This window comes from Alphaproteobacteria bacterium LSUCC0396 (genome assembly GCA_041228345.1).
Lineage (GTDB): Bacteria > Pseudomonadota > Alphaproteobacteria > Puniceispirillales > Puniceispirillaceae > UBA3439.
In genome coordinates, this window is sequence record CP166131.1 from 972,020 (window position 1) to 998,446 (window position 26,427).

Here is a 26,427-nt window from a genome sequence, read left to right on the forward strand (position 1 = left end):
AAGCGATCGTTTGTCAATGATATGCGTTACCATCGGACAAAGAAAGTTTATCCGGTGAGCCTTACCCCTTCAATCGCTTCCCAATACGGCGCCTTACCGTATAGCCCCGAGATAAAATCGACAAAAACGCGGGTTCGTTTTGGCAAGATCGTGGTTTTTGGATAAACCACGAATATATCAAACCCGCTCCAGCGATATTCAGGAAACAGCGGCTGCAGCAAACCTTTGTTGATTGCCTCATAATGCAGAAATGTGGGCAAGGACACCATGCCCAACCCAGCAATCGCAAGATCGCGCAAGACATCGCCATTATTGGCCGACATTCGCGGCGTTATATGCAGGCTGCCAGCCTTTCCATCCGGCCCGACATAGCCCCAATCATGCGGGCTGCGATCATTCGCATAAACCAGCGCCGGTATTTTCGCCAGATCGCCTGGATGGGTTAGCTGCGGCCATTGCGAAATCAGGCTAGGCGCAGCAGCAGGCAAAACGCTGACCGATGAGATTTTTTTGGCGATGAGGCTGGAGTCGGTCAGATTGCCAATGCGAATTGCCAAATCGAACCCTTCGGCGATCATATCCACCCGCTTGTCACTCAAATCCAGCTCGATATGGATGTCGGGATGCGCGTGCATGAATTGTGCAATGGCGGTCGACATATGCGCGATGCCAAAAGACAACGGCGCGCTAATTCGCAAGCCACCACTCAGCGCCCCACCCGCATTTTTTACCTCCTGCTCGGCATCTTCTAATGTTGCCAAGACGGATTTTGCCCGTTGATAAAACAGCTGGCCGGTCTCATTTAAGAAAAGCCGCCGCGTCGAGCGCTGGATCAGCGCTGCGCCAAGGCGCACCTCAAGATCACGCAATCGCCGGCTCACTGCTGAAACCGCAATACCCATGCGATCCGCGGCCTGCGTCAAGCTGCCCGTCTCCACAATCAAAATAAATGCGCGAAGTTCTTCGATCTGGCTCATGTTCTGAGTATAATTTATTTTTCTATTAATTAGAAATATATTTTTCGGTAAGGCCTCTTTATTTCTAAACTGGGAAAAAATATAAGGTAGGGGCCGTGGGAGACCTCCCCCCTCCCTCGGCGATCTTTCTACCCCCGATTTGCCTTTGCCATTAATAACCAAATGGGCGGTTCTATCAAATGAGCGCAGACAAAATAGCAATATTGAGAGTTGACTCGAGCATGCGCCAGCATGGCTCGGTTAGCCGTGAGCTGGCTGAATCTGTCGTTGCGCAATTGCGGGCTGATCTGCCGGATAGTGACATTGTGTGGCGCGATCTTAAATCGGGCGTCGGGCACGTTAACAGCGCATGGCGCGATGCCAGTCTCGGAGCGCCTGCATCACGATCCGGTGAAGACCGTGCATTGCTTGCCCAATCAGATGCGCTTATCGCCGAGGTTGAGCGCGCTGACATCATGGTGTTTGCGGTACCGATCTATAATTTTAGTATTCCGGCTGCCCTGAAAGCATGGGTCGATATGGTTTGCCGCGACAATGTCGATGGTGCAAACGCGACGTTTCCGGGCAATCGCAGACGGCAAAAGCAGGCGATTGTCATCATGACGTCAAACTATACACGCGCTGGCGCCGAAGACGAATTTGCCACGTCATTTCTGCAATTCATTCTGCGTTTCATCGGCTGCACCGACGTCAACATGATTGACGTGACCGGGCTGGCAAATGACAGAGCTAGCATCATTCGTGCCGCTCAGGAAAAGATCGAGGCCGTTTGCAAAGCGGTTGTATCCCGGAACATCTCAGCAGCCGCCGAATAGGGCACTTGTCGCTGCCGGTATGGGCGAATAGGCTTTTTTTTCATAATAAATCGTATTTGGCGCCACCGATGCTGTGGCTTATACTGCCGATCAGGCTGCGAATTACGTTGCCGATTTGCGTGACAACTTGCGTTGACGATTTGGCAAGATTGTCATTGCTGTGACTGAAATAGATCGGTGGGAACCGATCGGTTGAGGAAAAACCATGCGTCAGGTCAAAATCGAAGCCAGTTGGAAAGACCAGCTTGCGGCAGAGTTTGCCGCCGATTACATGGCCGAATTAAGCCAGTTTCTTCGCGATGAAAAGGCCGCTGGCAAGCGCATTTATCCTCCAAATAGCGAGATCTTTGCTGCCTTTGACATGACCCCGTTTGCCAAGGTCAAGGTGGTCATACTCGGTCAAGACCCCTATCACGGACCGGGTCAGGCACATGGCCTCAGCTTTTCAGTTCGCCCGCATATCGCGCCGCCACCATCCTTGGCGAACATCTATCGGGAAATGGCCAGTGATCTAGGCTTAGCAAGGCCAACGCATGGCAATCTCGAGGCATGGGCGCGGCAAGGTGTTTTGCTGTTGAACACCAGCCTAACAGTCGAAGATGGCAAGCCCGGCTCGCATAGCGGCAAGGGCTGGGAGAGGTTTACCGATTCGGCAATCGCGGCGCTGAACGGGGCACTCGACAATCTGGTGTTTATTCTTTGGGGGCGAAAAGCCCAGCAAAAAGGGGCGAAGATTGATCGACAGCGTCATCTGGTAATCGAGTCGGCGCATCCATCACCATTGGCGGCGCATAATGGCTTTTGGAATAGTCGTCCCTTTTCCCGCACGAATGATTATCTTTGCGCCCATGCAATCCCGCCAATCGACTGGACGCTCTAGCGCAATGATCTGCAGAACAGCCTGCGATTATTTTTTACGAGTCAAAGCGATCATAAATCTGTAAGCTAGGCGCCTTGACGCTGGGGCTTTGAAAACCAAACCCGGAAAATATATGCCGCAACTTGCCGTTGTCGGTTGCGAACAAGGACTGGTTCACCCCATGCAAGACAACCCGCGCCTAGGCACTATCATGATGATTGCCACGACGGTTGTCTTTTCGGTGCAAGACGGCATTTCAAGATATCTGGCTGAACATTACAACGTCATTACCGTTGTTACGATCCGCTATATGTTTTTCATGGCTTTTGTTCTGGCCTATAGTGCGCGGCAAGATGGCGGCATCCGGAAAATTGCCAGCAGCCCGCAATTACCCGTGCAGATCGGGCGCGGCCTTTTGCTTGCCGGCCAGATATGCGTTGCCATTTTGAGCTTTAGCACGGTTGGATTGGTAAATTTTCACGCGGTTTTTGCCAGCTATCCGCTGATGGTCATGGCACTGTCGGTGCCGGTTCTTGGCGAGGCGGTGGGCTGGCGACGCTGGTTGGCGGTTTGTATTGGTTTTTGCGGCGTGTTGTTAATTTTACGACCGGGCACGGAAATGTTTGGCAGTGCCAGCATCCTGCCCGTTCTGGCCGCCTTTATGATAGCGGTTTATGGAATCCTGACCCGCTATGCGGCGCGGCGGGATGCAGCACTTACCAGTTTTTTCTGGACAGCGATTGCGGGCGGCATCGCCATGCTGGCAATCGGGCCCTTTTTCTGGGTACCACCCGTTGGCACTGATTGGTACTGGATGGGATTATTATGCCTAACCGGCACTGGCGGGCACTATTTGCTGATCAAGGCGTTAGACGCCACCAAGGCATCAACCATCCAGCCTTTTGCCTATTTGCAATTGGTATTTGCCTCAAGCATCGGGATATTGGTGTTTGATGACAGCCTCGACCCGATGTTGATTGTCGGCAGCGCAATCATTGTTGGCTCGGGTCTGTTTGCCCTGCAACGCGAACGCCAGGCAGCACAAAGCTAAGGCAGATCCTACCCTGCCGCTTTAAACACACCCCGATAAAGTAATTTAGCCAGATTGGCCGGCCGGACGCGGCGCCGAGACACCAACGGTCATCCAGCAATCCTTGAACTGACCCGACGCGACCTTTTGTACAACCCACGAAAAATAGAGAATTTCGCCATTGTTGGTTTCCATCAGCACATCAAATTGGCGCCATGCTTCGCCATCACTTGTCAGGCCTGATGCCGTTCTGGAACCGGTTTGGATGCTGTGCGATTTATGGTTCAGCAGAGCCGCATAGCCGGGCCCCTTCAACATCATCCGAAATCGCGGGAACGGGCCGGTTATCTGGCGGTTTTGCGGATGCGCAAAGCTCCATGTCTGACGGATGCCAAAATCACGCTCAACAAGGTCATTATGCTTTAGCCCCATAAGCTGAATGGCCACCACCTCTTCTGGCGCAATTGAGGGGTCTGGGCGCACCAGATCAGTGGCAGATGCCGCCATCGACAGCAAACAGGCGATCATCCCAAAAACGCCGCTAAGAACATATCGATCAAGGCCATAATGATAACGCATCTTTTTTCCAATCCCATTGCTGTCGGTTGCGAATAGAAGGATGACAACTTATCTCTAATATTGCAAATGCGGTATCGCGCGGCCGGTGAGCGCGCTTTTAAACAAGGGTGAAACAGCAATGAATATCGTCATTCAGGGCGCGGGGCGTGGCATTGGCCTTGCGCTTGCACATCACGCGCTGGCGAGCGGTGCGACACATCTTTTTCTAACGGCGCAGAACCCTGAACAATCAGCCGGCTATCAGGAATTACCCCCATCAGCCACAATCAGCTGGGTTGCAATGGATTTTCTAAACCCGGACAGCATTGCCATTGCCGGTGATACGATCCTTGCCAGCCAGCCCAACCCTGACCGCATTATCACCACCGCTGGCGTTCTGCATGATGGCGATCTCCAGCCAGAAAAGCGCGTTGGCGCGCTATCTGCTGATGCCATGCTAAGGCTTTATCAGATCAATGCGATGGGGCCGGTGCTGTTTTTCAAATCCCTATGGCCTGCCCTGCGGCGCGCCCATCCGGTGGTTGCCGCCAGCATTTCTGCGCGGGTTGGGTCAATTTCAGATAATCGGCTTGGCGGCTGGTACAGCTATCGTGCTAGCAAGGCTGCTTTGAACCAGTATCTGCGCACGCTGTCGATAGAGCTTGCCCGCTATAATCCTGAGGCAACGGTTGTCACCCTGCATCCGGGCACTGTTGCCACCAATTTATCCGCGCCATTTCGTACCCAGCTTGCCAAAGGTCAATTGCAAAGCCCGGAAGAATGCGCGGCCCGCCTATGGTCGGTTCTTGATCAAGTCTCACCAAATGATAGCGGCAGTTTCTTTGCCTATGACGGCCAGCCAATCCCCTATTAAACCGGCGCTAATCAGCCTCGGGCGTATCGGCGGCAATCCGGCCACGAAGCGTTAATGGCAATTGCGCCATCATAAACAGAACGCTGGCAGGCGCCGCGACAAAGGTTTTAAACGCCACCCAGTCAGCATCACTGGCATTGCGCCAAACCATCTCGTTGGCAATCGCAAGACACAAAAAGAACAGCCCCCATCGCCGGCTAAGCAAAAACCATGTTGGCGTGGTCAGGTGAAATTGTGTGCCAAAAAACTCACGCATCATAGCGCGCCCAAGCAACAGACCGCCAAGCAGTACAGTAGCAAAAATGCCATTGAACAAGGTTGGCTGAATCTTGATAAAAATAGCTGCATTGAAATAAAGCGCCGCCAGCGTCATGCCGCCAGATAGCAACAGTGAAAACAGCGCAAAGCGGGCTAACCGCCGGGTCTGTATCCAGTTTAGCGCCATAACCAGCGCGCCAAGCACGACCGAAATGACCGCCGCCGCAAATAATCCGTAAAACTCATATCCCAGAAAAAATCCGGCAAGCGGTAAAATCTCCAGAAAGAAAGAAACAAGCCTCATTGGCGGATAAGATGCCATTGCCAGTGCCGCCCCTTATCGGGCAACCCATTGTTCAACGTCTAGCGGGCCAACCGCCGCCGCCGCTTTGCCACGCAAGAACACGATTGTCACTGATCCAACTTCAACGCCGAACTTGCTGACATAGGCACGGTTAATTGCGATATCCTCGCTTTGGCGATAAATCCAATCGTCAAAATGGACATCCATTTTACTGCCTGCCATTTCGAGGCTTACGTCATATTGCCAATTCAGCCCATTACCCGCGATGCGTCCCTTGGCACTGCCATCAACGTCATCGGCACGGCCCTCATAGCGGAATGTGCCATCTTCGGCGCGGCCAAGATTATCAATCGTCCAGATGCGTGATGCTTTTTCACCATCCTCATATAAAAAGGTTTCATCAAGAACCAGCCGGTTGCCGGTGATCGTACCTTTCAGATTTACCCTGAACTGTCGCCGCAGATTGCCAAACCGATCTTCGAAAATACCAAGAGCAATCGTGTCACCGGCAAAGAAATCTTCCAGCACCAGCGATGGCCGACGTTCCAAAAGGTGGGTGACGTCCTTTCGCGCACAGGCAGACAAACCGGCAAATACGCCAATTAATAATCCCGCCGTCACGATAAGGCGGAAAACCCCACCGATAATTACCGCTCCAAAACTCCGTCTATGTCTTGCCATCTGATCCTCGCAATGTTGTCATCGCCGCCTCGTCACTCCAATCCTTGCACCTAACGTAGCAAATTATTGCTGCCCCTGCTGTTAAAATCTATGAGGCTGGATTTTGGGCGGGTTACTTATATGGGGCATCAGCGCGACCAAAGCTTTTAAGAAACCGATCAGCATCATGGCCAACTGCGGCCTGTTTTTCCGGCGCCATCTTATCCAAGGTACGGTAGATCATGCCAAGACGCGGATTACCGCCCAGCTTGGCGCGATTCCGCCCCAGAAAATCCCAGTATAAATAATTAAACGGACACGCATCCTCACCAGATTTTTCTACCACCTTATAACGGCAATTTTTACAGTAATCAGACATCCGGTTAATATAGGCACCCCCCGCCGCATAGGGTTTGCTGGCAAGATAGCCGCCATCAGCAAACAGCGCCATTCCCGACACATTAGGCAGCACCACCCACTCATACGCATCAGCATAGACAATTAGGAACCATTCATTGACCTCTTGCGGCGACAAACCAGCAATGAGCGCAAAATTGCCAAGCACCATAAGCCGCTGGATATGATGCGCATAAGCGAGGTCATCCGTTTGCTTGATTGACTGGCGAAGGCAGTTCATCGCCGTATCTCCGGTCCAGAAAAAATCTGGTAATGGGCGGTTTGCCTCAAGGAAATTAGCGGTCGCATAATCGGGCATTTTCAGCCAGTAAAGCCCGCGCACAAATTCACGCCAACCCAGAATTTGCCGGATAAACCCCTCAACTGCATTCAACGGCGCTGCACCTGCATGATAGGCCACCTCAGCCGCGCGAATAATCTCCATCGGGCCAAGCAAGCCGGCGTTAAGATAGGGGCTTATGTGGCTGTGATACATCCACGGCTCGCCCTCGATCATCGCATCCTGATAACTACCAAACTGGGGCAGCCTTTCGGCAATAAACCGATCAAGCACGGCCACGGCCTGATCACGCGTCACGGCAAAATCAAATCCGGCAAGCTGGCCGAAATGATCACTACAGCGCGCCTCGACCAGCAGCAGTACCTCAGCCGTAATCGCATCCGGCTCATAGCTACTTGGCGGCGGGATTGTTAATCCGGCCTTTGGCGGCTGGCGGTTATCGGCATCATAATTCCATTTGCCGCCAACCGGCTCGTCACCAGCCATCAGCACATTATAACGACGTCTTAAATCGCGATAGAAAAACTCCATGCGAAGCGATTTACGGCCATCAGCCCATTTGGCAAATTCGTCAAGCCCACACAGAAACCTAGTATCTGTGCGAATTTCTACCGGCAGACCAAACCGCGCCTGCCATCCGGCCATCTCGTCAGCCAGCCGGTATTCCCCAGCTGCGGTCACGACAATCCGGTCAGGGGCAAATTCGGCAATTGCAGCAGCAACCTCTTTTGCAAGGCTGCCCGCATTTTCAGGATCATCAAGCCGCCGATAGCGCACCCTTATCCCGTCATCTGCCAGCGCGTTGGCAAAATGCCGCATTGCCGAAAACAAAAACGCAATCTTGCGTTTATGATGTTTGACATAGGTGACTTCGGCCATCACTTCGGCCATAAGCACAATATCCTGATCCTTGTCTATATCTGTCAGGCTGGGCAGGTCGCGGCTTAATTGATCGCCAAGAACAAGGCGAAGCGTTTTCATGAGGCTGCACGCAATGCCGAAAAGGCGGCCAACGCGGCCTCACGTGATGCTTTTACATCGACAATCGGCTTTGGATAGGTCTCGCCTAGCCGCACTCCGGCCCCGTTCAGCACCGCCGTCGGTGCCTCCCACGGGTTGCAAAGATAGGCGTCAGGCATAGTGGCAAGCTCAGGCACATAACGCCGGATATAATGGCCATCCTGATCAAACTTCACCCCTTGAGTGATCGGGTTGAAAATGCGGAAATAAGGCGCCGCATCAGCACCGCAACCAGCGATCCATTGCCAGCCAGCACTATTATTGGCCAAGTCAGCATCGACCAGACAATCCCAGAACCATGCCTCGCCATGATGCCAGTGAAGCCTTAGATTCTTTACCAGAAACGAGCCCACAATCATCCGAACGCGGTTGTGCATATAGCCGGTCTGCCATAATTCACGCATACCCGCATCGACAATCGGATAGCCAGTAATGCCCTTTTGCCAGCATTGCAGAAATGCCGGATTATCTTGCCAGTCAAAATGATCAAATCGCGGTTGCAGGTTTTTATGCGGCAGGTCAGGAAAGTGATATAGCAGCGAATGCGAAAATTCACGCCAGCCAAGTTCAGACAGGAAATGATCGTAATCCTGATCCTGACCGATGCCAGCATCCATCCGGTCTTTGGCCGCATACCAAACTGCATTTGGCGAAATCTCGCCCCAATGCAAATAGGCCGAAAGCCGCGATACATTGCGCCGCGCAGGAAAATTGCGCCCGTCCTTGTAGCCATCAAACCCATCATCTAGAAATGCGCAAAGCCGGTCATACGCTGCCGCCTCGCCAATATCCCAAACCGCCGCCAACTGATCCTTCCACTTTTGTTTCGGCAAAAGCCCAAGCGCATTGATCGCATCTGCACCGGTGCCCCCCTCATCAAATCTGGCAATCTTCAAATCTGCTGGCACCGGTAACGGGTGGCGCGGCGGCGGTGCTGAAAGACAACCGCGCCGATAAAAAGGTGTAAAGACCTTATATGGCGTGCCATCGTTTTTCAGCACGTCCCAAGGCTCCCATAATAGCGATCCGTTATGGCTGTTCACAGCAATGCCGCGCGCGGCAAACTGCGTCTTGATCGCCGCATCGCGAGCTATCCGCCATGGCTCATAAGCGCGGTTCCAATGAATGCCTGCTGCGGCCATCGCTGTCGCCAGCCGGGGCAGAATTTCGGCGGGATCACCGGCCAGCACCACCAGCTTGCCATCAAGCGTTTGATTGAGCGCGTTTAATGAATGATGCAGCCACCAACGGCTAGCCGCGCCCATGGAATACGCGCCTGAATTAACATCATCCAGAATATAAACCGGCAGAACTGCGCCTTTGGCTGCCGCCGCCGACAAGGCCGGATTATCGGCAAGTCGCAGATCTTGACGAAACCAGTGAATTTGAATTGAACCTGACATCGCACCCTCGATCTTGCCACATAACACCCGCGCGCCGCGCGAAACACACACACGAATCGCTGTAGGCGATATAGGCGTTAGCAGTGGCAAAAACAAGGCGAGGCCCAAAGCCAGAACCCGCCTTTCGCCATAGATAGATTAGCTAGGATCAGCCAGAATGGTCTGCTGCTGCCGACCCAAACCGTCAATATCTAGCGTCATAACATCGCCATGCCGCAAATAGACCGGATCAGGCTTTTGCCCCATGCCAACACCAGCAGGCGTGCCAGTGGCGATAATATCGCCGGGATGCAATGTCATTAGCTCAGATAGATGCGCAATGATCTCGGCCACAGAAAAAATCATATCGGCCGTGCTGCCATCCTGCATCATCTTGCCATTGACCGCCAGCTGCATCGACAGTTTTTGCGGATCGGGTATCGCATCACGGGTAACCAGCCACGGCCCGACAGGGCCATAATGATCGCATGATTTTCCCTTTGTCCATTGACCGGTTAGGTTCATCTGCATATGGCGCTCGGACACATCATTGACGATACAATAGCCGGCCACATGATCCAGCGCGTTTTCTACAGTCACATATTTTGCGCGCGTCCCAATCACCACCGCCAGTTCGATTTCCCAGTCACTCTTGGTTGATCCACGTGGCATGATGATATCATCATCCGGCCCATTGATTGACGATGTTGCCTTCATAAACACAATTGGATGCGCTGGAATTGGCAATCCAGTTTCACGCGCATGATCATGGAAATTCAAACCAATACAGATGAATTTGCCAACGCCAGAGATACAGGGGCCAAGCCGTGATGAGCCATCAACCGCAGGCAGGCTGTCCGGATCCAGCCCCCGCAACCGGTCTAGGCCAGCATCGTCAATTGCGCTGGCATCAATATCAGCAATATGCCCCGATAAATCGCGGAGCACACCCGCCGCATCAATAAGGCCGGGTTTTTCCTGACCGATTTCACCGTAACGAACTAGGCGCATATTCAATTCCCCCTTTTGGACAAAATATTAAACTGGGCATCAGCCAGAGGTGACATCGCCGACAAGCCGTTGACGCAACGCATATTTCTGGATCTTTCCGGTTGATGTTTTAGGAATGGGCTCAAACCGGAATTCGCTTGGCACTTTATAGCCAGCAAGGTTTTGCCGGCACCACTCACGCAGCTCATCCGGCGTTGCAGTTTTCCCGTCAGCCATCTCGATGAAGGCGCAGGGCGTTTCGCCCCATTTTTCATGTGGCATTGCAACCACCGCAACGCTTGCTACCGCCGGATGCTTATAGAGCGCGTCTTCAACCTCGATTGACGAAATATTTTCGCCGCCCGAGATGATAATATCTTTTGATCTGTCTTTTAACTGGACATAGCCGTCCGGATGCACAACGCCTAGGTCACCCGAATGGAACCAGCCACCAGCAAAGGCACGATCGGTCGATGTCGGATTTTTGAAATACCCCTTCATCACCACATTGCCGCGCATGACAACCTCGCCAATCGTGGTGCCGTCCCGCGGTACTGGCGCCATCGTTTCCGCATCGACAACATCCAGCCCCTCAAGCGCCAGATAACGCACCCCCTGCCGCGCCTTTAGCGCCGCCTGCTTGGCGTTATCAAGCTGATCCCAGCTAGGATTCCAGTCATTGACCACCGACGGGCCGTAGGTTTCAGTCAGCCCGTAAAGATGCGTTACGTTAAAGCCTGCCTGTTTCATCGCAGCAAGCACCGCTTCGGGTGGCGGCGCGGCGGCGGTAAAGAATTCAACCTCATAATCCAGCTTGGCACTATCAGGCTTGCCCGCCACGACAAGCGACATCACGATCGGCGCACCACACATATGGCTGACGCGGTGATCTAGAATTGCCTTCCAGATATCCTCGGCACGCACATCACGAAGACAGACATGGGTTCCTGAAATCGCCGAAATTGTCCATGGAAAGCACCAGCCATTGCAATGGAACATCGGCAATGTCCATAAATAGACGGCGTGTTTTTTCATTGATGCGGTCAGGGCATTGCCCTGCGCCAACAAATAGGCACCACGATGATGATAGACAACGCCCTTTGGATCGCCGGTCGTGCCTGAGGTGTAATTGATCGAAATCGCATCCCATTCATCATCAGGCATCTTCCAGACAAAATCGGCGTCACCGGCAGCGATGAAATTTTCATACTCAATCTCATCATAGCTAGGCGCCTCACCGCTAAATTCGGGGTCGTCATAAACCACCAGACGCGGGCTGGTCTTGGCCCGTGCCAAAGCCTCACGAATACGCGGTAAAAGCGCAATATCGGTAATCAGAATTTTAGTTTCGGCATGGTCTAGCTGAAACGCAATTGTCGCCGCATCAAGCCGCGTATTTAGCGAATGCAGAACCGCCCCTGACATCGGCACACCGTAATGCGCCTCGATCATTGCCGGGGTGTTCAACAGCATAACCGAAACGGTATCGCCGCGGCCAAGACCGGCCGCTGCCAATACGCTTGCCAATTGCCGGCACCGCGCATAGAGCGACGCGTAATCACGGCGCAATTTGCCGTGGATGACCGCGGTTTGAGCGGGAAACACCATCGCTGCACGCTCAAGAAATGTTAGCGGCGTCAAAGGCTGGTAATTCGCTGGATTCTGGTCAAGCCCGATATCATATGGATTTGTCATTTATGTCGCCCCCTCATCACAAACCAGCGTTGCCTGTTACCATTTTGGATCACGCTTTTCAATAAAGGCGCTGATCCCCTCGGCCGCATCCCGGTGCAGCATATTTTCCACCATTACCCGTGATGCGTAATCATAGGCATCGGCAATGGATAATTCACGTTGTGCATAAAAGGCGCTTTTGCCAATCGCCAAAGTCACCGGCGATTTGCTGGCAATCTTTTGGGCAATAGCATTCACATGATCACCAAGTTCAGCATCATCAACAACAGCGTTAATAAGGCCAATTTCGGCGGCACGATCGGCGGCGACCATATCGCCGGTCAACAGCATTTCCATGGCGTGCTTTGCGCCGACATTGCGCGATAACGCCACCATTGGCGTTGAACAGAATAGGCCAATATGCACACCGGGCGTACTAAAGCGCGCCGATGCAGCCGCATAGGCCAGGTCACAGCTCGCCACCAATTGACACCCGGCGGCGGTCGCAGTTGCCGCCACTTCGGCAATCACCGGTTTCGGATTTTGCAGGATCGACATCATCACCGACGAACAGCGTTTCAGGACATCGGTAAAATAAGCCTCACCACTATCGGCATGGGCGCGGCCGGCGGTCATTTCCTTTAGATCATGGCCGGCACAAAAGGCAGGCCCGTTTGCCGCCAAAATGATAACCCGTACACGGGCATCAACCGCCGCGTCAGCCAATGCCGCGCCCAGCTGGTCTAGCATTGCCTCGGATAGAGCGTTCCGCCGACCCGGGTCATTCAAGGTCAAACGCAATATGCCATCTGCCTTATGCTCACTCTGCAATCGGTCGGATGCCTTGGGGTTTTTGGTTCCTGCCATGGTCGTGCCACCTCGCTCTTCCTCAGGGCTGAAATTTTGCGGCAAAAACGACCGCAAAGTAAAGTATGAACGAAAGTAACGCCTTAAATAGCCGCCCCTAATCAGCTTGTCTCTAGGCGGCGCTCCAGCCAGCGAACCCCTGCCGACACAATCAGTATCACCACCAGATACTCAAGCACCAAAACTGTATAGATTTCCAACGGCCGATATTCGGTCACGACCAATTCATTGGCACGGCGGGTGAGTTCCTGCATCCCAATGACCGACACCAGCGATGACATTTTGAGCATATAAACGAGCTGGTTCCCAAGCGCTGGCAGAATCCGTTTGATCGCTTGCGGCAAAATTACATATCGCATGGTGTCACGATAATTCAACGAAACCGAATGCGCCGCCTCATACTGGCCGCGGTCAATGGACTGGATGCCAGCGCGGAAAATTTCCGCCTGAAACGCACTATCTGAAATTGCCAAAGCCAGTACGCCCGCCCAGAACACCGAAATTGACAGGCTGGCGACTTGTGGCAGCCCATAATAAACCCATAAAATCAGCACTAGAATTGGGATGGCACGCACCAGCTCGACATAGACACGGTTAATCGCCTTAGGCGCACGGCGACGCGACAAACCGGGCAAGGCCACCATCAACCCAAGACAAATCGAGATTAATATTGCCGTCACCGACAGGCCAATGGTGAAATAAAGACCATCAATCAGAAATGACAAATTGCGGCGACCGGTTTCGGTGGCCGGATTGACAACATACCAGCCCCAATTGCCCGAACAGCCGCCAAGACCAAGCAACGCAGCAAGCCCAAGCAGGCGGAATAGCATCGGCGTCGCAGGCGCGCCAAATCCAATGATGTTTTTGACAGCATTTAGCAGCATGATCATCTCACCTCTAATGCCGTAAAATCTGGCTAAGGAACAATTTGCACCGGTCACTTTCAGGCGCGGTGAAAAATGTCTTTGGGGGGCCCATTTCAACAATTCTGCCATGATCCATAAATAGCATAATATCGGCAACCTGCCTTGCAAATCCCATTTCATGCGTAACACAAATCATTGTCATGCCGCTGTCAGCCAATTCTTCAATCACATCAAGCACCTCGGCAATCATTTCCGGATCAAGCGCCGATGTTGGCTCGTCAAACAGCATAATCTTGGGCGCCATGCACAGCGCCCGGGCAATCGCCACCCGCTGTTGCTGGCCGCCCGATAATTGGCCCGGATATTTGTCCAGCTGTTCGGGAATTTTGACCCGCTCAAGATAATTCATCGCCAGCTCGCGTGCCTCGGCCTCGGGCAATTTGCGGGCGCGCACCGGCCCCAGCATCAGGTTTTCCAAAATGGTCAGATGCGGAAACAGATTAAATTGCTGAAACACCATCCCGACATTATTGCGCAAGGCCTCACGCCCGGAAGGGCTGTCATCAACCAGCGTTCCATCAATCCTGATCTCGCCCGCTTCATGCTGTTCGAGCCGGTTGACACAGCGGATTAAGGTTGATTTTCCAGATCCTGAAGGCCCGCAAATTACCAGCTTTTGTCCAAGCGTTATATTCAGTGAAACATTATCTAGCGCCTGAAACGTACCAAAATATTTTGAAACATTGCTGATTTGGATAAAGGGCTTTTGGGTGGGCGCACTCACGATGATTGTAACCTATTCATGTCAATATGCCTCAAATTCATCAGGCATCAAGTTTATTCGCCATCAAGCAGTTCGCATACAGCCTCTCGCACCCGAACTGCACACCCAAAATGCGCACCCAAAATGCGCACCCAAACTGCAAGCTACCCGATTCCGTTCCAATCGGCCAGCCCGCAATCGGCCACGAACAATAAATCGTAGTCGAGACTTGCATTTGGCGGCCGGCAACCTATCTTTAACAATGTGTAAAGAGCAAAATGAATCCCCCGAAATACCAGTCCAAGGAGACTTTTTGATGCGCCTATTGAGAATAGTTACCACATTTTTTGCCGTTATTATGATGTCAGCATCAGCGCAGGCCGCAAGTGCACTAAATGAAATTCTGTCCGGCGGCGTGCTGAAGGTCGGCACCACTGGCGACTGGAATCCAATGACAATGAAGGACACCGCAACCAATAGCTATACTGGCTATGATATTGATGTGATGACCGAGCTTGCCAAGGATCTTGGGGTTAAGGTTGAATTCGTGCCAACTGATTGGAAAACGCTGGTCAGCGGCGTGACATCGGGCAAATACCATATGACCGGTTCTGCCTCTATCTCGCCAAGCCGCGCCAAAGCTGCGGGCTATTCAAACAGCTATTTCTCACTGGCGACCGTACCGCTTACGCTAAAGAAAAATGCAGATAAATTTACCGACTGGGCCGATCTTGATAAAGCAACGGTTACCGTTGCGGCAACTCTTGGAACGACACAGGAAAAGCAGGTCAAACAGTTTTTTCCAAATGCAAAATACAAAATTGTCGAAGCCCCAGCGCGTGATTTCCAAGAGGTTCTAGCTGGCCGTGCCGATGCGCATATCACGTCAAATGTCGAGGCTTATAAGCTGGTGGCGAAATATCCTGAAATGATGGTTGTGCCAGTTTCAGCACCAAAAGCCCCAACACCGATCGCGATGCTGTTGCCGCAGGCTGATCAGGTATGGATCAACTATGTGAACACATGGATTACGTTGAAAACCGAACGTGGCTTCTTTGCCGAGCTTGGCCGAAAATGGCAGCTTTCTAACTAACCTAGCGCCACATATAAATGTGAAAGGAGGGGCTTTTGCCTCTCTTTTTTTTGCGCAATCGTCGTTACGTTGTTATCACCATTGCCAGATGATCGCCGAACCAAACCCCAGCGGAGACCGACCCATGCTTGTGCTTTATGACCTTGCGATCAGCAGCTATGGCTGCAAAACCCGCATTCTGCTTCGTCATAAGGGGCTGGAATGGAAAAGCCTTGCCCCACCAGATGGCTATGGCAGCCCCGCCTATTGCAAGATTGTGCCGTCGGGAACCATTCCGGCATTGCTGCATGACGGGCTTACGCTTGCCGAGTCTGATGCGATTGCCGAATATCTGAATGAGCTGGCACCGCTGCCGGCGATGCTGCCTCTATCCATGCAGGACCGCGCCAGAATCCGCGCAATATCACGCTTTCATGACACGCGCATCGAACCCCTGTTGCGCGCTTATTTTGGGCAGGTAGCCCCGGCTAATCGCAATCCTGATTTCATTGCCGAAAATGCGGCATTGCTGCAACGCCGCTTTGACCAGCTTGCACAGATGGTAACGCCGTCACCGTTATTAGATGGCACCGATCTCAGCCTTGCCGATTGCGGCTTTGCGCCCAGCTTTGCGATTTTAAATTGCCTTCGGGGCGTGCTTGGATTTGAGCTTGATCTGCCATCATCAATCACCACCTATGCGGCTAATTTATGCGCGCATCCGTCGGTTCGGGACGAGTATAAAGCCTATGTGACGGCGCTTGATGACTGGGCAGCGGCCAAGCTAGCCAGCTAGATAACACCCATTGACGCTGAATTCATTTCGCGCCTAGGGTGAAGGCATCTAGGGGTCAAACGATCCTATTTCGATTGATTTGATTCCGCCTCAACGATGCCGGTAAACTATGCAATTGTCTCTGGCCTTTCAAAATTTGCCGCCGCAGATGCGCGCCACAATCTTGATGGTTGCGGCGCTTTTCATGTTTACCTCTATGGGCATCTTTATCCGCCTATCTGCCGCCGGTCTACCGGTAATCGAAGTCGTATTTTTCCGCAATGCGCTGGCGATGGTTTTGTTGCTGCCGCTCATTATGCGGATGGGCAGATCAAGCATCCGAATGCAGAAACCAAAATTATTTTTTCTGCGCGCCCTGATTAATTTTGGCGGTATGTTTTGTGGCTTTACAGCCTTGACGCTAATTCCGCTGGCACAGATGACGGCACTTGGCTTTACCGGCCCATTATTTGTTACCATTGGCGCGGTATTATTCCTTGGCGAAGTGATCCGGGCACGACGCATTGCGGCAATTGCGGTCGGGTTTCTTGGAACATTGATCATCCTACAGCCCGGCTTTGCCGAAATTTCGGTTGGCGCGATGATGGCACTTGCCAGCGCGCTATCAATTGCGATGGCATCATTGATCGTCAAGAAACTAACCGCAACTGAAACCCCCGAAGCGATCGTATTCTGGATGGTGGCAATGCAGGCCCCGCTGGCGCTAATACCGGCAATGGGCGTCTGGCAATGGCCCAGCCTTGAGAACTGGATCTATCTATGGGCGATGGCACTGTCCGGAACGATTGCGCATCTATGCTTTACCCGCGCCTATCGACTGGTCGATATTACCGCCTTACAGCCGCTGGAATTTATCAAGCTGCCATTTGCTGTGTGTCTTGCTTGGATTGTCTTTGGTGAATGGCCCGGCTTGTGGACATGGGTTGGCGGTGCAGTCATTTTTGCGTCAACCGTATATATCACCCAGCGCGAGGCACGCGCCAAAAAATCATTGCGGCCGAATGCTGGCATCAAGGAGTCAAAATTATAAACCCGAAAACTGCCCAAAAAGCTGCCCAGAAAAGCAGCTAGTTGAGTGGCTAAGTCGAGGAGTGGCAGCCAGCAGGTCTAGGCCGTCTCAACCGCCCAGTAAAGTGGCGTACCACAATCGAAAATCGTCAGGTTTCCGTCTGGCGTGGTGCGGCTTTGTGGATAGATCACCGGCGTATCCTGCTTTATCAGGGTCATCCGGCTTTCATTGACCGGCAGGCGGTAAAATGCTGGCCCATGTAGCGAGGTAAAGCCTTCCAAACGGTCAAGCGCATCTTCGGCCTCAAACACATGGGCAAGACATGACATGGTGTTTGGTGCCGTGTAAATACCGGCACAGCCACAGGCCATAAGTTTGGCCGCGTCAAGATGCGGTGCGCTGTCAGTACCAAGGAAGAAACTGCTATCGCCAGAAACTGCCGCCGCGACTAATGCACGGCGATGGCTTTCACGCTTTGCCACAGGCAGGCAATAATAATGCGGGCGAATTCCGCCTGCCAGAATGTGATTTCGATTAATAAATAAATGATGCGTTGTAATCGTGGCAGCGATATTAGCACCGGCAGATTTGACGTAATCGACACCGTCACTGGTCGTCACATGTTCCAGCACCACCCGCAAATCAGGGATGCGATTGCGTAACGGTTCCAGCACAGTTTCAATAAATACCGCCTCGCGATCAAAAATATCAACCTGCGGGTCGGTCACTTCACCATGCACACAAAGCGGCAAACCAATTTCGGCCATTACGTCTAGCACCGCGATTACCTTGTCCAGATCACGCACACCCGATGCCGAATTGGTGGTCGCTCCAGCCGGATACAGCTTGACCGCATGGATCAGTCCAGCCTTTGCCGCCGCCACAACATCGTCCGGCTGGGTTGTCTCTGTTAGATAAAGCGTCATCAACGGCGTGAAATCATGAGCGGGATTTACACATCCCATAATCCGTTCACGATAGGCCGCCGCATCGGCGCCTGTTACCACCGGCGGAACCAGATTCGGCATTATGATGGCGCGGCCGAAATGACGCGATGTATCATCAATAACCGCTGCAAGCATGGCCCCATCACGAAGGTGCAAATGCCAATCATCCGGGCGGCGAATGGTCAGGAAAGTCATGGTAACGAACCCCAGCAAAAACCCTGATATTTAATCAGGTGATGAAACAAAAACAGGCTGTCATTAACGCAACAAGCCCCAGAAATACCCGCATCACACATAACAGCATCACGTGGCAAAATCTACACTGGCTGATGCTGACAATTTATCAGTTCTGCCAGCGTTGCTGTTTATCGGTTATACTAACCACTAGGTTTTATGGCGCATATGTTATATTATAACATTATCTATTTTGATGATCAGGCCTAGGCTTTTTATGACGCGCGAACCCAATGATTTAATCACCCTCGAGAATGCCGGTGTCAGGCGTGATAATCGCTGGCTGGTGCGCGGCATTGATTTGCGCATGCGCGCTGGCGAGATCGTAACCATCATTGGCCCGAACGGCGCTGGCAAAAGCACCACCGCGCAGCTGGTTGTCGGTACATTGCGTGCCAGTGAAGGGCGCGTTCTGCGCCAAACTGGGTTGCGTGTTGGCTATGTGCCGCAAAAACTGCATATTGATCCAGCGTTGCCAATGCGGGTGAACCGGCTTTTGGACCTGACCGCCATGGTCTCCGTTGAAGCGAAACGGCGCGCCCTTGATGCGGTTGGCATTTTGCACCTTGGCGATGCATTTGTGCAGGATTTATCGGGCGGTGAATTTCAGCGCGCATTGCTGGCCCGTGCGATGGTGCGCCAGCCCAATCTTCTGGTGCTGGACGAGCCGGTTCAAGGTGTTGATTTCGCGAGTGAGGTCATGCTGTATAATCTTATCAAACAGATTCGCGATACCACAGGTTGCGGCGTTCTGATGATTTCGCATGATTTACATATTGTGATGGCTGACACTGATACTGTTCTCTGTTTGAACGGTCATATCTGTTGTAGCGGCAGCCCGGATTCGGTTGTCAGCAATCCAGAATATCTGCGGTTATTCGGCGCGCATGATACTGCAGCGCTGGCAGTTTATCAGCATGACCATGACCATATCCATCTTCCCGATGGTACGGTTCAGCATGCCGACGGGTCAATCAGCACGGGTTGCCAGCCTGAGCAAAGCGATGACTTGCGGCGCGGGCATGATCATGTTTGACGATTTTTTCATCCGCGCGCTGTTTGCGGGCATCGGTCTGGCGGTTATTGTTGGGCCGCTCGGCTGTTTGATTATCTGGCGCAAAATGGCCTTTTTCGGCGACACCTTAGCGCATGCGGCGCTGCTGGGAATTGCCTTGGCGATCCTTATTGATATTTCGCCCCTCGTTGGCGTTCCGCTCGTGACGCTGGCAAGCTGTATTGCGCTGATGATTGCCAAACGCACACCCAGCCTTTCATCCGATACGATCTTGGCAATATTGGCACATTCGACATTGGCGCTTGGGCTGGTGCTAATCTCACTTACAGGCGGTCGCAGCCTCGATGTGAACGGGCTTTTATTTGGTGATATTTTGGCAGTTGATACCACCGACCTTTTGGTGATTTACGCTGGCGGCGGCGCAATATTGGCAATTATTATCTGGCAATGGCGACGCCTGATTGCGGCGACGTTAAGTCCGGAAATCGCCGAGGCTGAAGGCCTGTCTCCACAGCGGGCTGAATGGCTGTTTATGATGCTGATTGCCCTGGTGGTCTCGATTGCGGTCAAGCTTGTTGGCGTGTTGCTGATCACCGCGCTGATGATCATTCCGGCGGCGGCGGCGCGGCGACTGGTCAGCAGCCCCGAAATGATGGCTGGATTGGCGTCATTGCTTGGCGTGATCGGGGTGATTGCCGGGCTTTATGGCTCGGCCGAATTTGACATACCATCGGGCCCTGCCATTATTCTGGCTGGTGGATTGTTATTGCTTGGCCTCAGCTTTGTGCCACGCCGACGGCCGGCCAATGCCAATATGCGCCCCCACACCCATCAAGACGAGGTAGGCCATGACGCAAAATGAGACCCTTGTTTATACCCTGCTATGTCAGGCTGACCGGCCGTTAAGCGCGTATAATATTCTTGACGCGCTTCGTGATAAGGGCATCCGCGCGCCGCTTCAGGTTTACCGCGCGCTAGGCAAGCTGGTGGAACGCGGCGCGGTTCACCGGATTGAAAGTGTAAACGGCTTTGTCGCATGCCAATTGCATGATTGCGGCGGCAGTGAGGTTAGCATTTTCATGCTTTGCACCCAATGCGAGCGTGCCAATGAATTCACCGATGCCAGTATTGATAAAACATTGCAGGCACTAGGCGATGATCGCAAATTTCAGGCCGCGCACAAGGTCATTGAAATCACCGGCCTATGCGCCGATTGCCGTTCGGTCTAGACTAACCCCCGCCACCCTAGACATTCAGCAACAGATATTCACGCTCCCACGGGCTGATCACTTCAAGAAACGCCTCGGCTTCAGCGCGTTTTACCTCAACAAACAACGCGACAAATTCCTTGCCAAGAACGCTGTGCAAGGGCTTTGCTCGTTCCAAGGCATCAAGCGCCACGTCAAGATTACGCGGCAAGGTTTCCAGATCTTCACCACTGATTTTGCGCGGGCGGGTTGGACGACGCTTTTCCTGCAGCCCCAGCCAGATCGCGGCCAAGGTTGCAGCAATCGCCAAATACGGATTGGCGTCAGCCCCCGGAATACGGTTTTCGATCCGCCGGTTCTTCGGATCACCAAGTGGCACCCGCAATCCAACTGTCCGGTTATCCATACCCCACGCAAGATTGGCAGGCGAATCCTCGGTACCCGTCCGCCGCCGATAAGAATTCACATAAGGCGCCATTAACGCCATCGCCCCACTCAGGTAACGCTGCATACCGGCAACCGCATGATAGAAATCATCGCTTTCGTCACCATCATCATTGGAAAAGATGTTTTTCCCCGTCACCTTTGATTTAACCGAGGCATGAACATGCATAGCGCTGCCCGGCTGTTCTTGCATTGGCTTTGCCATGAAGGTCGCATGCAGATTATGGTTGATCGCAGCCTGACGGACCGTCCGTTTGAACAAAAAAGCCTGATCGGCAAGATCAAGCGCCTTGCCATGATTGAAATTGATTTCCATCTGCGCCGCGCCAGCTTCATGGCTTAGCGTATCAATATCCAGCTTTTGCAGCTCGCAATGGTCGTAAATTTCTTCGAACAGCGGGTCAAATTCATTCACCGCATCAATGCCATAGGCCTGACGCGCCTTTTCAGCACGGCCCGACCTGCCGGTTGGCGTGACCAGCGGCGCATTGGCATCACTGCTTTGCTTGACCAGAAAAAACTCAAGCTCAGGGGCAATCACCGGCTCTAATCCCGCCTTATCAAACAGCGCCAAAACCGATTTCAGCACCGCCCGCGCCGAAAACGTTACATCTGTTCCATCCTGATGAACCGCATCATGGATAATCTGCGCCGTTGGCTCATCATACCATGGCACCAGCCGGCAGGTTGAAATGTCAGGCCGCAATATGACATCACGGCCAATTTCATCCAGCACTTCACTGTCATAATATTCACCAGTGACCGACTGACCAAAGACATATTCCGGCAAGCGTAATCCGCCGGTATTCTGTGCAGATATGAATTTATTTACCGGCAGAATTTTGCCGCGAGCAATACCCGAAATATCACTGACCAGACATTCCACTTCGGTAATGCCCTGATCTTTCAGCCATGCGTCCATATCGAATCCCATTTTCTTTCCTATCGCGCCTGTAAATCTTCAAAGGTCTGATCGAGTGCGGTTGATATTTTTGCGATCATCAGATCGATATCATCACGCTCAAAGGTCAATGGCGGTGACATAATCATCGCGTCACGAACCGCCCGCACCATCAACCCTCCTTTGATTGCGTGATCACGGCACATAACCCCGACCTCACCAACCGGATCAAACAGCACCGGGCCTGCCTTATCCTTGACCAGTTCAATCGCACCTAACAAGCCAAAGCTGCGCACCTCGCCAACCAGCGGATGCGCTGCAAGCGGGGCCAGTGCAGATGCCAGATAGGGGCCAGTATCATTAAGGATTTTTTCCACCAGACCATCGCGTTCAATCAAATCAAGGTTAGCCAGTGCCACCGCTGCTGCAACCGGATGACCCGAATAGGTAAACCCATGATAGAATTCCCCGCCATCGGCAATAAGCCGCTCAGCCACCCTGTCACCAACCATCACTGCAGACATCGGCACATAGCCCGACGTCAAACCCTTGGCAAGGGTCATCATATCAGGCGATAAATCCATACCGTGACTGGCAAACCAATGACCGGTTCGCCCAAATCCGGTAATCACCTCATCGACAATGAACAGAACATCATGCTTCCGGCAAATTGCCTCAACCTGCTTTAGGTAACCGGCAGGCGGGATAATCACACCACCAGCACCTTGGATCGGCTCGGCGATAAAGGCCGCAACATGATCGGCACCGATCTCGGCAATTTTATCCTCAAGCCAGCTAGCCGCCTGCGTGGCAAACGCCGCCTCATCAAGATTGCCCTGATATAAAAATCCGTAAGGCGGGTTGATATGGGTAAAGTCAGGTGCCTGTGCCGCCTGCTCATGCATTGCCGTCATACCGCCCATGCTGGCCGACATGATTGTGCTGCCGTGATAGCCGTAGGTGCGGGCGATAATGGTCTTTTTCTCGGGCTTGCCAGCAAGCGCCCAGAAATGCCGAACCATGCGGATAATCGTATCATTCGCCTCTGATCCGGAATTTGCATAAAATACATTGTTCAGACCATCCGGTGTCAGATCGACCAAACGCTTAGACAAGGCAATGATCGGCTGATTACTGGTTTTGAAAAAATTATTATAATAGGGCAGCTTGGTCATCTGCGATGTCGCGGCATCCACCAATTCACGCCGCCCATAGCCAACATTGACACACCACAAGCCAGCCATCGCATCCATAATTTTATTGCCGTCACTATCATAGATATAGTGACCCTGCGCATGGGTGATGACACGGGTTCCAGCCGCACGCAATTCCCGATAATCGGTAAACGGCGCTAAATGATGTGAGGCGTCAAGCTCGCGCCAATCTTGGGTCGTCATATCCTGCATGGTAAATCCATCCAAATCGAAATATTAAGCAGTTTCATATCTAAAACAAATAAACAGCAAATATGCGCATTTATCAGGGTAACCGGAAAAATACGCCCGACGGCAATCGCCTTATTCAGCTATATCAATCAACTCCGGCAATCAACTCCGGCAATCAGATACGGCAATCAGATATGGCAATCAGATATGGCGATCAGATATGGCGATCAGATATGGCGATCAGGCCTTATCTCTTTGTCCGGTTGTGCCTTAAATGGCATCCCAACTATACTTGCGCATATTTACCATCACAGACTACTATTGTTACAAGAGGATCGCAATCGGTCTGATTGGCAAAAACACCTAACCGGCGCGACCGGCAATCTGCAAGTAAAATCGGCACCATGACAGAGCTCAATTCCATCTATGCAACATCAATTCCGGCGCGGCCAGAATTTGCCACACCAAGCGGCAATCTTGATTGCGAAATTGCCATTATCGGTGGCGGCTTTACCGGCATGACAGCAGCATTGACGCTTGCCGAAAACGGGCATGATGTTGTGCTTCTCGAAGCCAGTGTTATCGGCAGCGGTGGATCGGGCCGTAATGGCGGTCATGTCTGTCAGGGCTGGTCCAATGATTTTCATCACATTAGCCGGCAATTACCAGCCGATGAGGCAAAGCTGGTTTGGGATGCGGGCATGAATGCGGTTGACCAGCTGCGCCACCGGGTTAAGGCCCATAATATTGATTGTGATTTGCGGTTTGGCTATCTCCATGCCGCCTTGCATAACCGCCAGATGCAGGATTTGCTGGCAACGCATAAGGAATGGCAGGCCGAGGGCTATGATGATTTTACCGTTCTGGACAGCCCGGATGCGCTTAGGGCGCATATTGGCACCAATGCCTATGTCGGCGCGTTGCATGATGCCGGCAGCGGACATATCCAGCCACTGAAATATCTTGATGGATTGGCACGCGCTGCCAGCAAAGCCGGCGTTCGCATTTTCGAACATGCGGTTGTCACGTCACTGGAGACCGTGAAAAAATCAAATCATAATGACGTAATGGGTGGGGGCACAAAGAACACGCCGCTCAAAAGGCTTGTCCTTGCCGATGGGCAAACGGTAAAGGCAAAATTTGTTCTGTTATGCGGTAATGCTTATTTGCAGAATGTTGGCACGGCCAAGATGACCCGCCGCCTTGCCCCGGTTACCTCGTCAGTGCTTGCTACCACACCGCTGTCAGACAATCTGATCGCGCATATTCTACCCCAACGCGCCGCTGTCGCTGATTGCAATACCGCGCTGAATTATTACCGGATTGACGCGGATGGGCGGATGATTTTTGGTGGGCGTGCCAGCTACACCAACGTCAATCTCGGCAATGTTGAAAGCGACCTGCGTCAGCGCATGATCCAAGTATTCCCCGAGCTTGCCGACTGTGAAACAGCCGCGGTATGGTCGGGCAAAATTGGCATTACGGTCAACCGGATACCGCATTTTGGTACTGCTGGCGACGGGGTTTATTTTGTGCAGGGATTTTCTGGTCACGGGGTTGCGTTAACCGGACTTGCCGGAACTCTTCTGGCGCAACATATCATGGGGCAATCGCGGCTCTTTAATATTTTGAGCAAGCTTCGTCACTTGCCATTTCCCGGTGGGCTTTTCCGCACACCGGCGCTCGCCATTGGCATGAGCTGGTACAAGATGCGCGATTATCTACGCCTCTAGATCACCGAAATTTTTGGACGAATTGGGTCTCAAACCGGCGCACCCATCGGCATGATCAGCGCATTAAAGCCGCCCAACCGGCTTTGCCGTCGCGCCCTTTTTCTTTGCCAGAACCGCCAGCCAGTCAAACGCCATATTTGCCGCAGCAATTGCGGTGATCTCAGCATGATCATAGGCTGGTGCCACCTCGACAACATCCATACCGATCAAATCAAGTGGCTCTAGCCCGCGCACAAACTCAAGCCCCTGCCAGCTGGCAAGGCCGCCTGCAACCGGTGTTCCCGTGCCCGGCGCAAAAGCCGGATCAAGACCATCAATATCAAACGATAGATAGACCGGCGCCCCGCCAGCGCGTTCACACACAATATCAATAGCAGCATCAATACCTTTGCGATGCACCCATGGGCTGGTCAGAATTTCAAAACCATGATCGCTGTCATTATAGGTGCGCAGGCCAACTTGCGTGGATTTATCGACATCAATGATGCCCTCGGCAACAGCTCTGGCAAACATTGTTCCGTGATCAAACGCCACCCCATCATCGGGCCATGTGTCACAATGCGCGTCAAACTGAACAAGCGCCACCGGCCCATAGGCCTTGGCATGCGCTTTCAACAACGGGTAGGCAATGGCATGATCACCGCCAAGGCTAAGCATCTTTGCCCCGGCCGCGATAATCCTATCAGCATGATCAGTGATGCTGTCAAACACCGTATGGGGGTGGTGCGGATCAAGAAAACAATCCCCAAAATCAATCACTGAAAGATGGTCAAACGGGTTAAATCCAAAGGGGAAATGCGCCAATTCAGCAAGCTGCACCGATCCGGCGCGAATAGCACGCGGGCCAAGCCGACAGCCCGAACGATAGGTCACCGCGCTATCATAGGGTATGCCGCTAACCACAACATCAACCCCGTCTAAATCCCGGCTGTAACGCCGCCGTGCAAAACTCAGCGCCCCCCCATAGGTCATCTCACGCAGGGTCTGGTCATTTTGTTTCATGCGGAATGCCGCATCACCATCGGTTTTACTCATTCTTGCCCCATCATTTTTGGCCCATCATTCTTGCCCCATCATTTTTGGCTC

26 protein-coding genes are annotated in these 26,427 nt (G+C 52.7%); 11 read left to right on the plus strand and 15 right to left on the minus strand.

Annotated elements, in window-relative coordinates:
- Positions 1-47: 47 nt before the first annotated feature.
- Positions 48-977 carry a LysR family transcriptional regulator gene (locus AB8881_04825; protein ID XDZ64210.1) on the minus strand — a complete coding sequence of 310 codons (930 nt, stop codon included), beginning with the start codon at positions 975-977 and terminating at the stop codon, positions 48-50.
- Between the two features lie 179 nt (positions 978-1,156).
- On the opposite strand from AB8881_04825, the gene AB8881_04830 reads away from it, so the two are divergent.
- From AB8881_04830 to AB8881_04840, 3 genes are all read left to right on the plus strand, one after another.
- A complete protein-coding gene (locus tag AB8881_04830; protein XDZ64211.1) occupies positions 1,157-1,792 on the plus strand; it encodes an FMN-dependent NADH-azoreductase in 636 nt (211 codons plus the stop codon).
- Positions 1,793-1,997: 205 nt separating this feature from the next.
- Complete coding sequence (gene ung, locus AB8881_04835) at positions 1,998-2,672, plus strand: uracil-DNA glycosylase (GenBank protein XDZ64212.1); 675 nt, start codon at positions 1,998-2,000, stop codon at positions 2,670-2,672.
- A 190-nt stretch (positions 2,673-2,862) separates the two neighbouring features.
- A complete protein-coding gene (locus tag AB8881_04840) occupies positions 2,863-3,702 on the plus strand; it encodes a DMT family transporter (GenBank protein ID XDZ64213.1) in 840 nt (279 codons plus the stop codon).
- A 45-nt stretch (positions 3,703-3,747) separates the two neighbouring features.
- Here AB8881_04840 and AB8881_04845 read toward each other — a convergent pair whose 3' ends face one another.
- Positions 3,748-4,260 carry a hypothetical protein gene (locus tag AB8881_04845; GenBank protein ID XDZ64214.1) on the minus strand — a complete coding sequence of 171 codons (513 nt, stop codon included), beginning with the start codon at positions 4,258-4,260 and terminating at the stop codon, positions 3,748-3,750.
- A gap of 85 nt (positions 4,261-4,345) precedes the next feature.
- Between AB8881_04845 and AB8881_04850 the strand changes: the two genes are divergently transcribed.
- Positions 4,346-5,113: an SDR family NAD(P)-dependent oxidoreductase gene (locus AB8881_04850; protein ID XDZ64215.1), complete on the plus strand. Its 768-nt coding sequence runs from the start codon at positions 4,346-4,348 to the stop codon at positions 5,111-5,113.
- A gap of 7 nt (positions 5,114-5,120) precedes the next feature.
- Here the strand turns inward: AB8881_04850 and AB8881_04855 are convergent, their stop codons facing one another.
- The 9 genes from AB8881_04855 to AB8881_04895 all read right to left on the minus strand — a co-directional run bounded on the left by AB8881_04855 (position 5,121) and on the right by AB8881_04895 (position 14,618).
- Positions 5,121-5,693 carry an inner membrane-spanning protein YciB gene (locus AB8881_04855; GenBank protein XDZ64216.1) on the minus strand — a complete coding sequence of 191 codons (573 nt, stop codon included), beginning with the start codon at positions 5,691-5,693 and terminating at the stop codon, positions 5,121-5,123.
- A 15-nt stretch (positions 5,694-5,708) separates the two neighbouring features.
- Complete coding sequence (locus tag AB8881_04860; GenBank protein ID XDZ64217.1) at positions 5,709-6,356, minus strand: DUF3833 domain-containing protein; 648 nt, start codon at positions 6,354-6,356, stop codon at positions 5,709-5,711.
- 112 nt (positions 6,357-6,468) lie between these two features.
- Entirely contained in the window at positions 6,469-8,013 is a 1,545-nt protein-coding gene (locus AB8881_04865) for a cryptochrome/photolyase family protein (protein XDZ64218.1), read from the minus strand.
- Positions 8,010-9,455 carry a deoxyribodipyrimidine photo-lyase gene (locus tag AB8881_04870; GenBank protein XDZ64219.1) on the minus strand — a complete coding sequence of 482 codons (1,446 nt, stop codon included), beginning with the start codon at positions 9,453-9,455 and terminating at the stop codon, positions 8,010-8,012. Before AB8881_04870 ends, AB8881_04865 begins: the two co-directional genes overlap by 4 nt.
- A gap of 138 nt (positions 9,456-9,593) precedes the next feature.
- Positions 9,594-10,445 (minus strand): fumarylacetoacetate hydrolase family protein, encoded by an 852-nt coding sequence (locus AB8881_04875; GenBank protein ID XDZ64220.1) that lies wholly within the window; start codon positions 10,443-10,445, stop codon positions 9,594-9,596.
- Positions 10,446-10,484: 39 nt separating this feature from the next.
- Complete coding sequence (locus tag AB8881_04880; GenBank protein XDZ64221.1) at positions 10,485-12,119, minus strand: acyl-CoA synthetase; 1,635 nt, start codon at positions 12,117-12,119, stop codon at positions 10,485-10,487.
- 36 nt (positions 12,120-12,155) lie between these two features.
- Positions 12,156-12,965, minus strand: a complete 810-nt coding sequence (locus AB8881_04885) for an enoyl-CoA hydratase (protein ID XDZ64222.1) — start codon at positions 12,963-12,965, stop codon at positions 12,156-12,158.
- A gap of 101 nt (positions 12,966-13,066) precedes the next feature.
- On the minus strand, positions 13,067-13,798 hold the full coding sequence (locus AB8881_04890) for an amino acid ABC transporter permease (GenBank protein ID XDZ64512.1): 732 nt from the start codon (positions 13,796-13,798) through the stop codon (positions 13,067-13,069).
- Positions 13,799-13,865: 67 nt separating this feature from the next.
- Positions 13,866-14,618 (minus strand): amino acid ABC transporter ATP-binding protein, encoded by a 753-nt coding sequence (locus AB8881_04895; GenBank protein XDZ64223.1) that lies wholly within the window; start codon positions 14,616-14,618, stop codon positions 13,866-13,868.
- Between the two features lie 295 nt (positions 14,619-14,913).
- On the opposite strand from AB8881_04895, the gene AB8881_04900 reads away from it, so the two are divergent.
- The 3 genes from AB8881_04900 to AB8881_04910 all read left to right on the plus strand — a co-directional run bounded on the left by AB8881_04900 (position 14,914) and on the right by AB8881_04910 (position 17,495).
- The gene (locus AB8881_04900; GenBank protein ID XDZ64224.1) at positions 14,914-15,690 is read left to right on the plus strand and encodes a transporter substrate-binding domain-containing protein; all 777 of its coding nucleotides are present in this window, start codon (positions 14,914-14,916) and stop codon (positions 15,688-15,690) included.
- 124 nt (positions 15,691-15,814) lie between these two features.
- Positions 15,815-16,465, plus strand: coding sequence for a glutathione S-transferase family protein (locus AB8881_04905; GenBank protein XDZ64225.1), 651 nt, complete (start codon positions 15,815-15,817; stop codon positions 16,463-16,465).
- A gap of 109 nt (positions 16,466-16,574) precedes the next feature.
- Positions 16,575-17,495 carry a DMT family transporter gene (locus tag AB8881_04910; GenBank protein ID XDZ64226.1) on the plus strand — a complete coding sequence of 307 codons (921 nt, stop codon included), beginning with the start codon at positions 16,575-16,577 and terminating at the stop codon, positions 17,493-17,495.
- 77 nt (positions 17,496-17,572) lie between these two features.
- Here the strand turns inward: AB8881_04910 and pyrC are convergent, their stop codons facing one another.
- Positions 17,573-18,616: a dihydroorotase gene (gene pyrC / locus AB8881_04915; GenBank protein XDZ64227.1), complete on the minus strand. Its 1,044-nt coding sequence runs from the start codon at positions 18,614-18,616 to the stop codon at positions 17,573-17,575.
- Positions 18,617-18,872: 256 nt separating this feature from the next.
- Here pyrC and AB8881_04920 point away from each other — a divergent pair, with 256 nt between their 5' ends.
- The 3 genes from AB8881_04920 to AB8881_04930 are packed head-to-tail and all read left to right on the plus strand — an operon-like array spanning position 18,873 to position 20,899.
- The gene (locus AB8881_04920) at positions 18,873-19,691 is read left to right on the plus strand and encodes an ATP-binding cassette domain-containing protein (protein XDZ64228.1); all 819 of its coding nucleotides are present in this window, start codon (positions 18,873-18,875) and stop codon (positions 19,689-19,691) included.
- Positions 19,684-20,532, plus strand: a complete 849-nt coding sequence (locus tag AB8881_04925) for a metal ABC transporter permease (GenBank protein ID XDZ64229.1) — start codon at positions 19,684-19,686, stop codon at positions 20,530-20,532. Before AB8881_04920 ends, AB8881_04925 begins: the two co-directional genes overlap by 8 nt.
- Entirely contained in the window at positions 20,519-20,899 is a 381-nt protein-coding gene (locus tag AB8881_04930; protein ID XDZ64230.1) for a Fur family transcriptional regulator, read from the plus strand. Before AB8881_04925 ends, AB8881_04930 begins: the two co-directional genes overlap by 14 nt.
- A 16-nt stretch (positions 20,900-20,915) precedes the next feature.
- Here the strand turns inward: AB8881_04930 and AB8881_04935 are convergent, their stop codons facing one another.
- Both AB8881_04935 and AB8881_04940 read right to left on the minus strand, forming a co-directional pair.
- Entirely contained in the window at positions 20,916-22,256 is a 1,341-nt protein-coding gene (locus AB8881_04935) for a glutamine synthetase family protein (GenBank protein ID XDZ64231.1), read from the minus strand.
- An 8-nt stretch (positions 22,257-22,264) separates the two neighbouring features.
- The gene (locus AB8881_04940) at positions 22,265-23,620 is read right to left on the minus strand and encodes an aminotransferase (protein ID XDZ64513.1); all 1,356 of its coding nucleotides are present in this window, start codon (positions 23,618-23,620) and stop codon (positions 22,265-22,267) included.
- A gap of 338 nt (positions 23,621-23,958) precedes the next feature.
- Here AB8881_04940 and AB8881_04945 point away from each other — a divergent pair, with 338 nt between their 5' ends.
- Entirely contained in the window at positions 23,959-25,341 is a 1,383-nt protein-coding gene (locus tag AB8881_04945; protein XDZ64232.1) for an NAD(P)/FAD-dependent oxidoreductase, read from the plus strand.
- 63 nt (positions 25,342-25,404) lie between these two features.
- Here AB8881_04945 and speB read toward each other — a convergent pair whose 3' ends face one another.
- Positions 25,405-26,376 carry an agmatinase gene (gene speB, locus AB8881_04950; protein XDZ64233.1) on the minus strand — a complete coding sequence of 324 codons (972 nt, stop codon included), beginning with the start codon at positions 26,374-26,376 and terminating at the stop codon, positions 25,405-25,407.
- Positions 26,377-26,427: the final 51 nt, after the last annotated feature.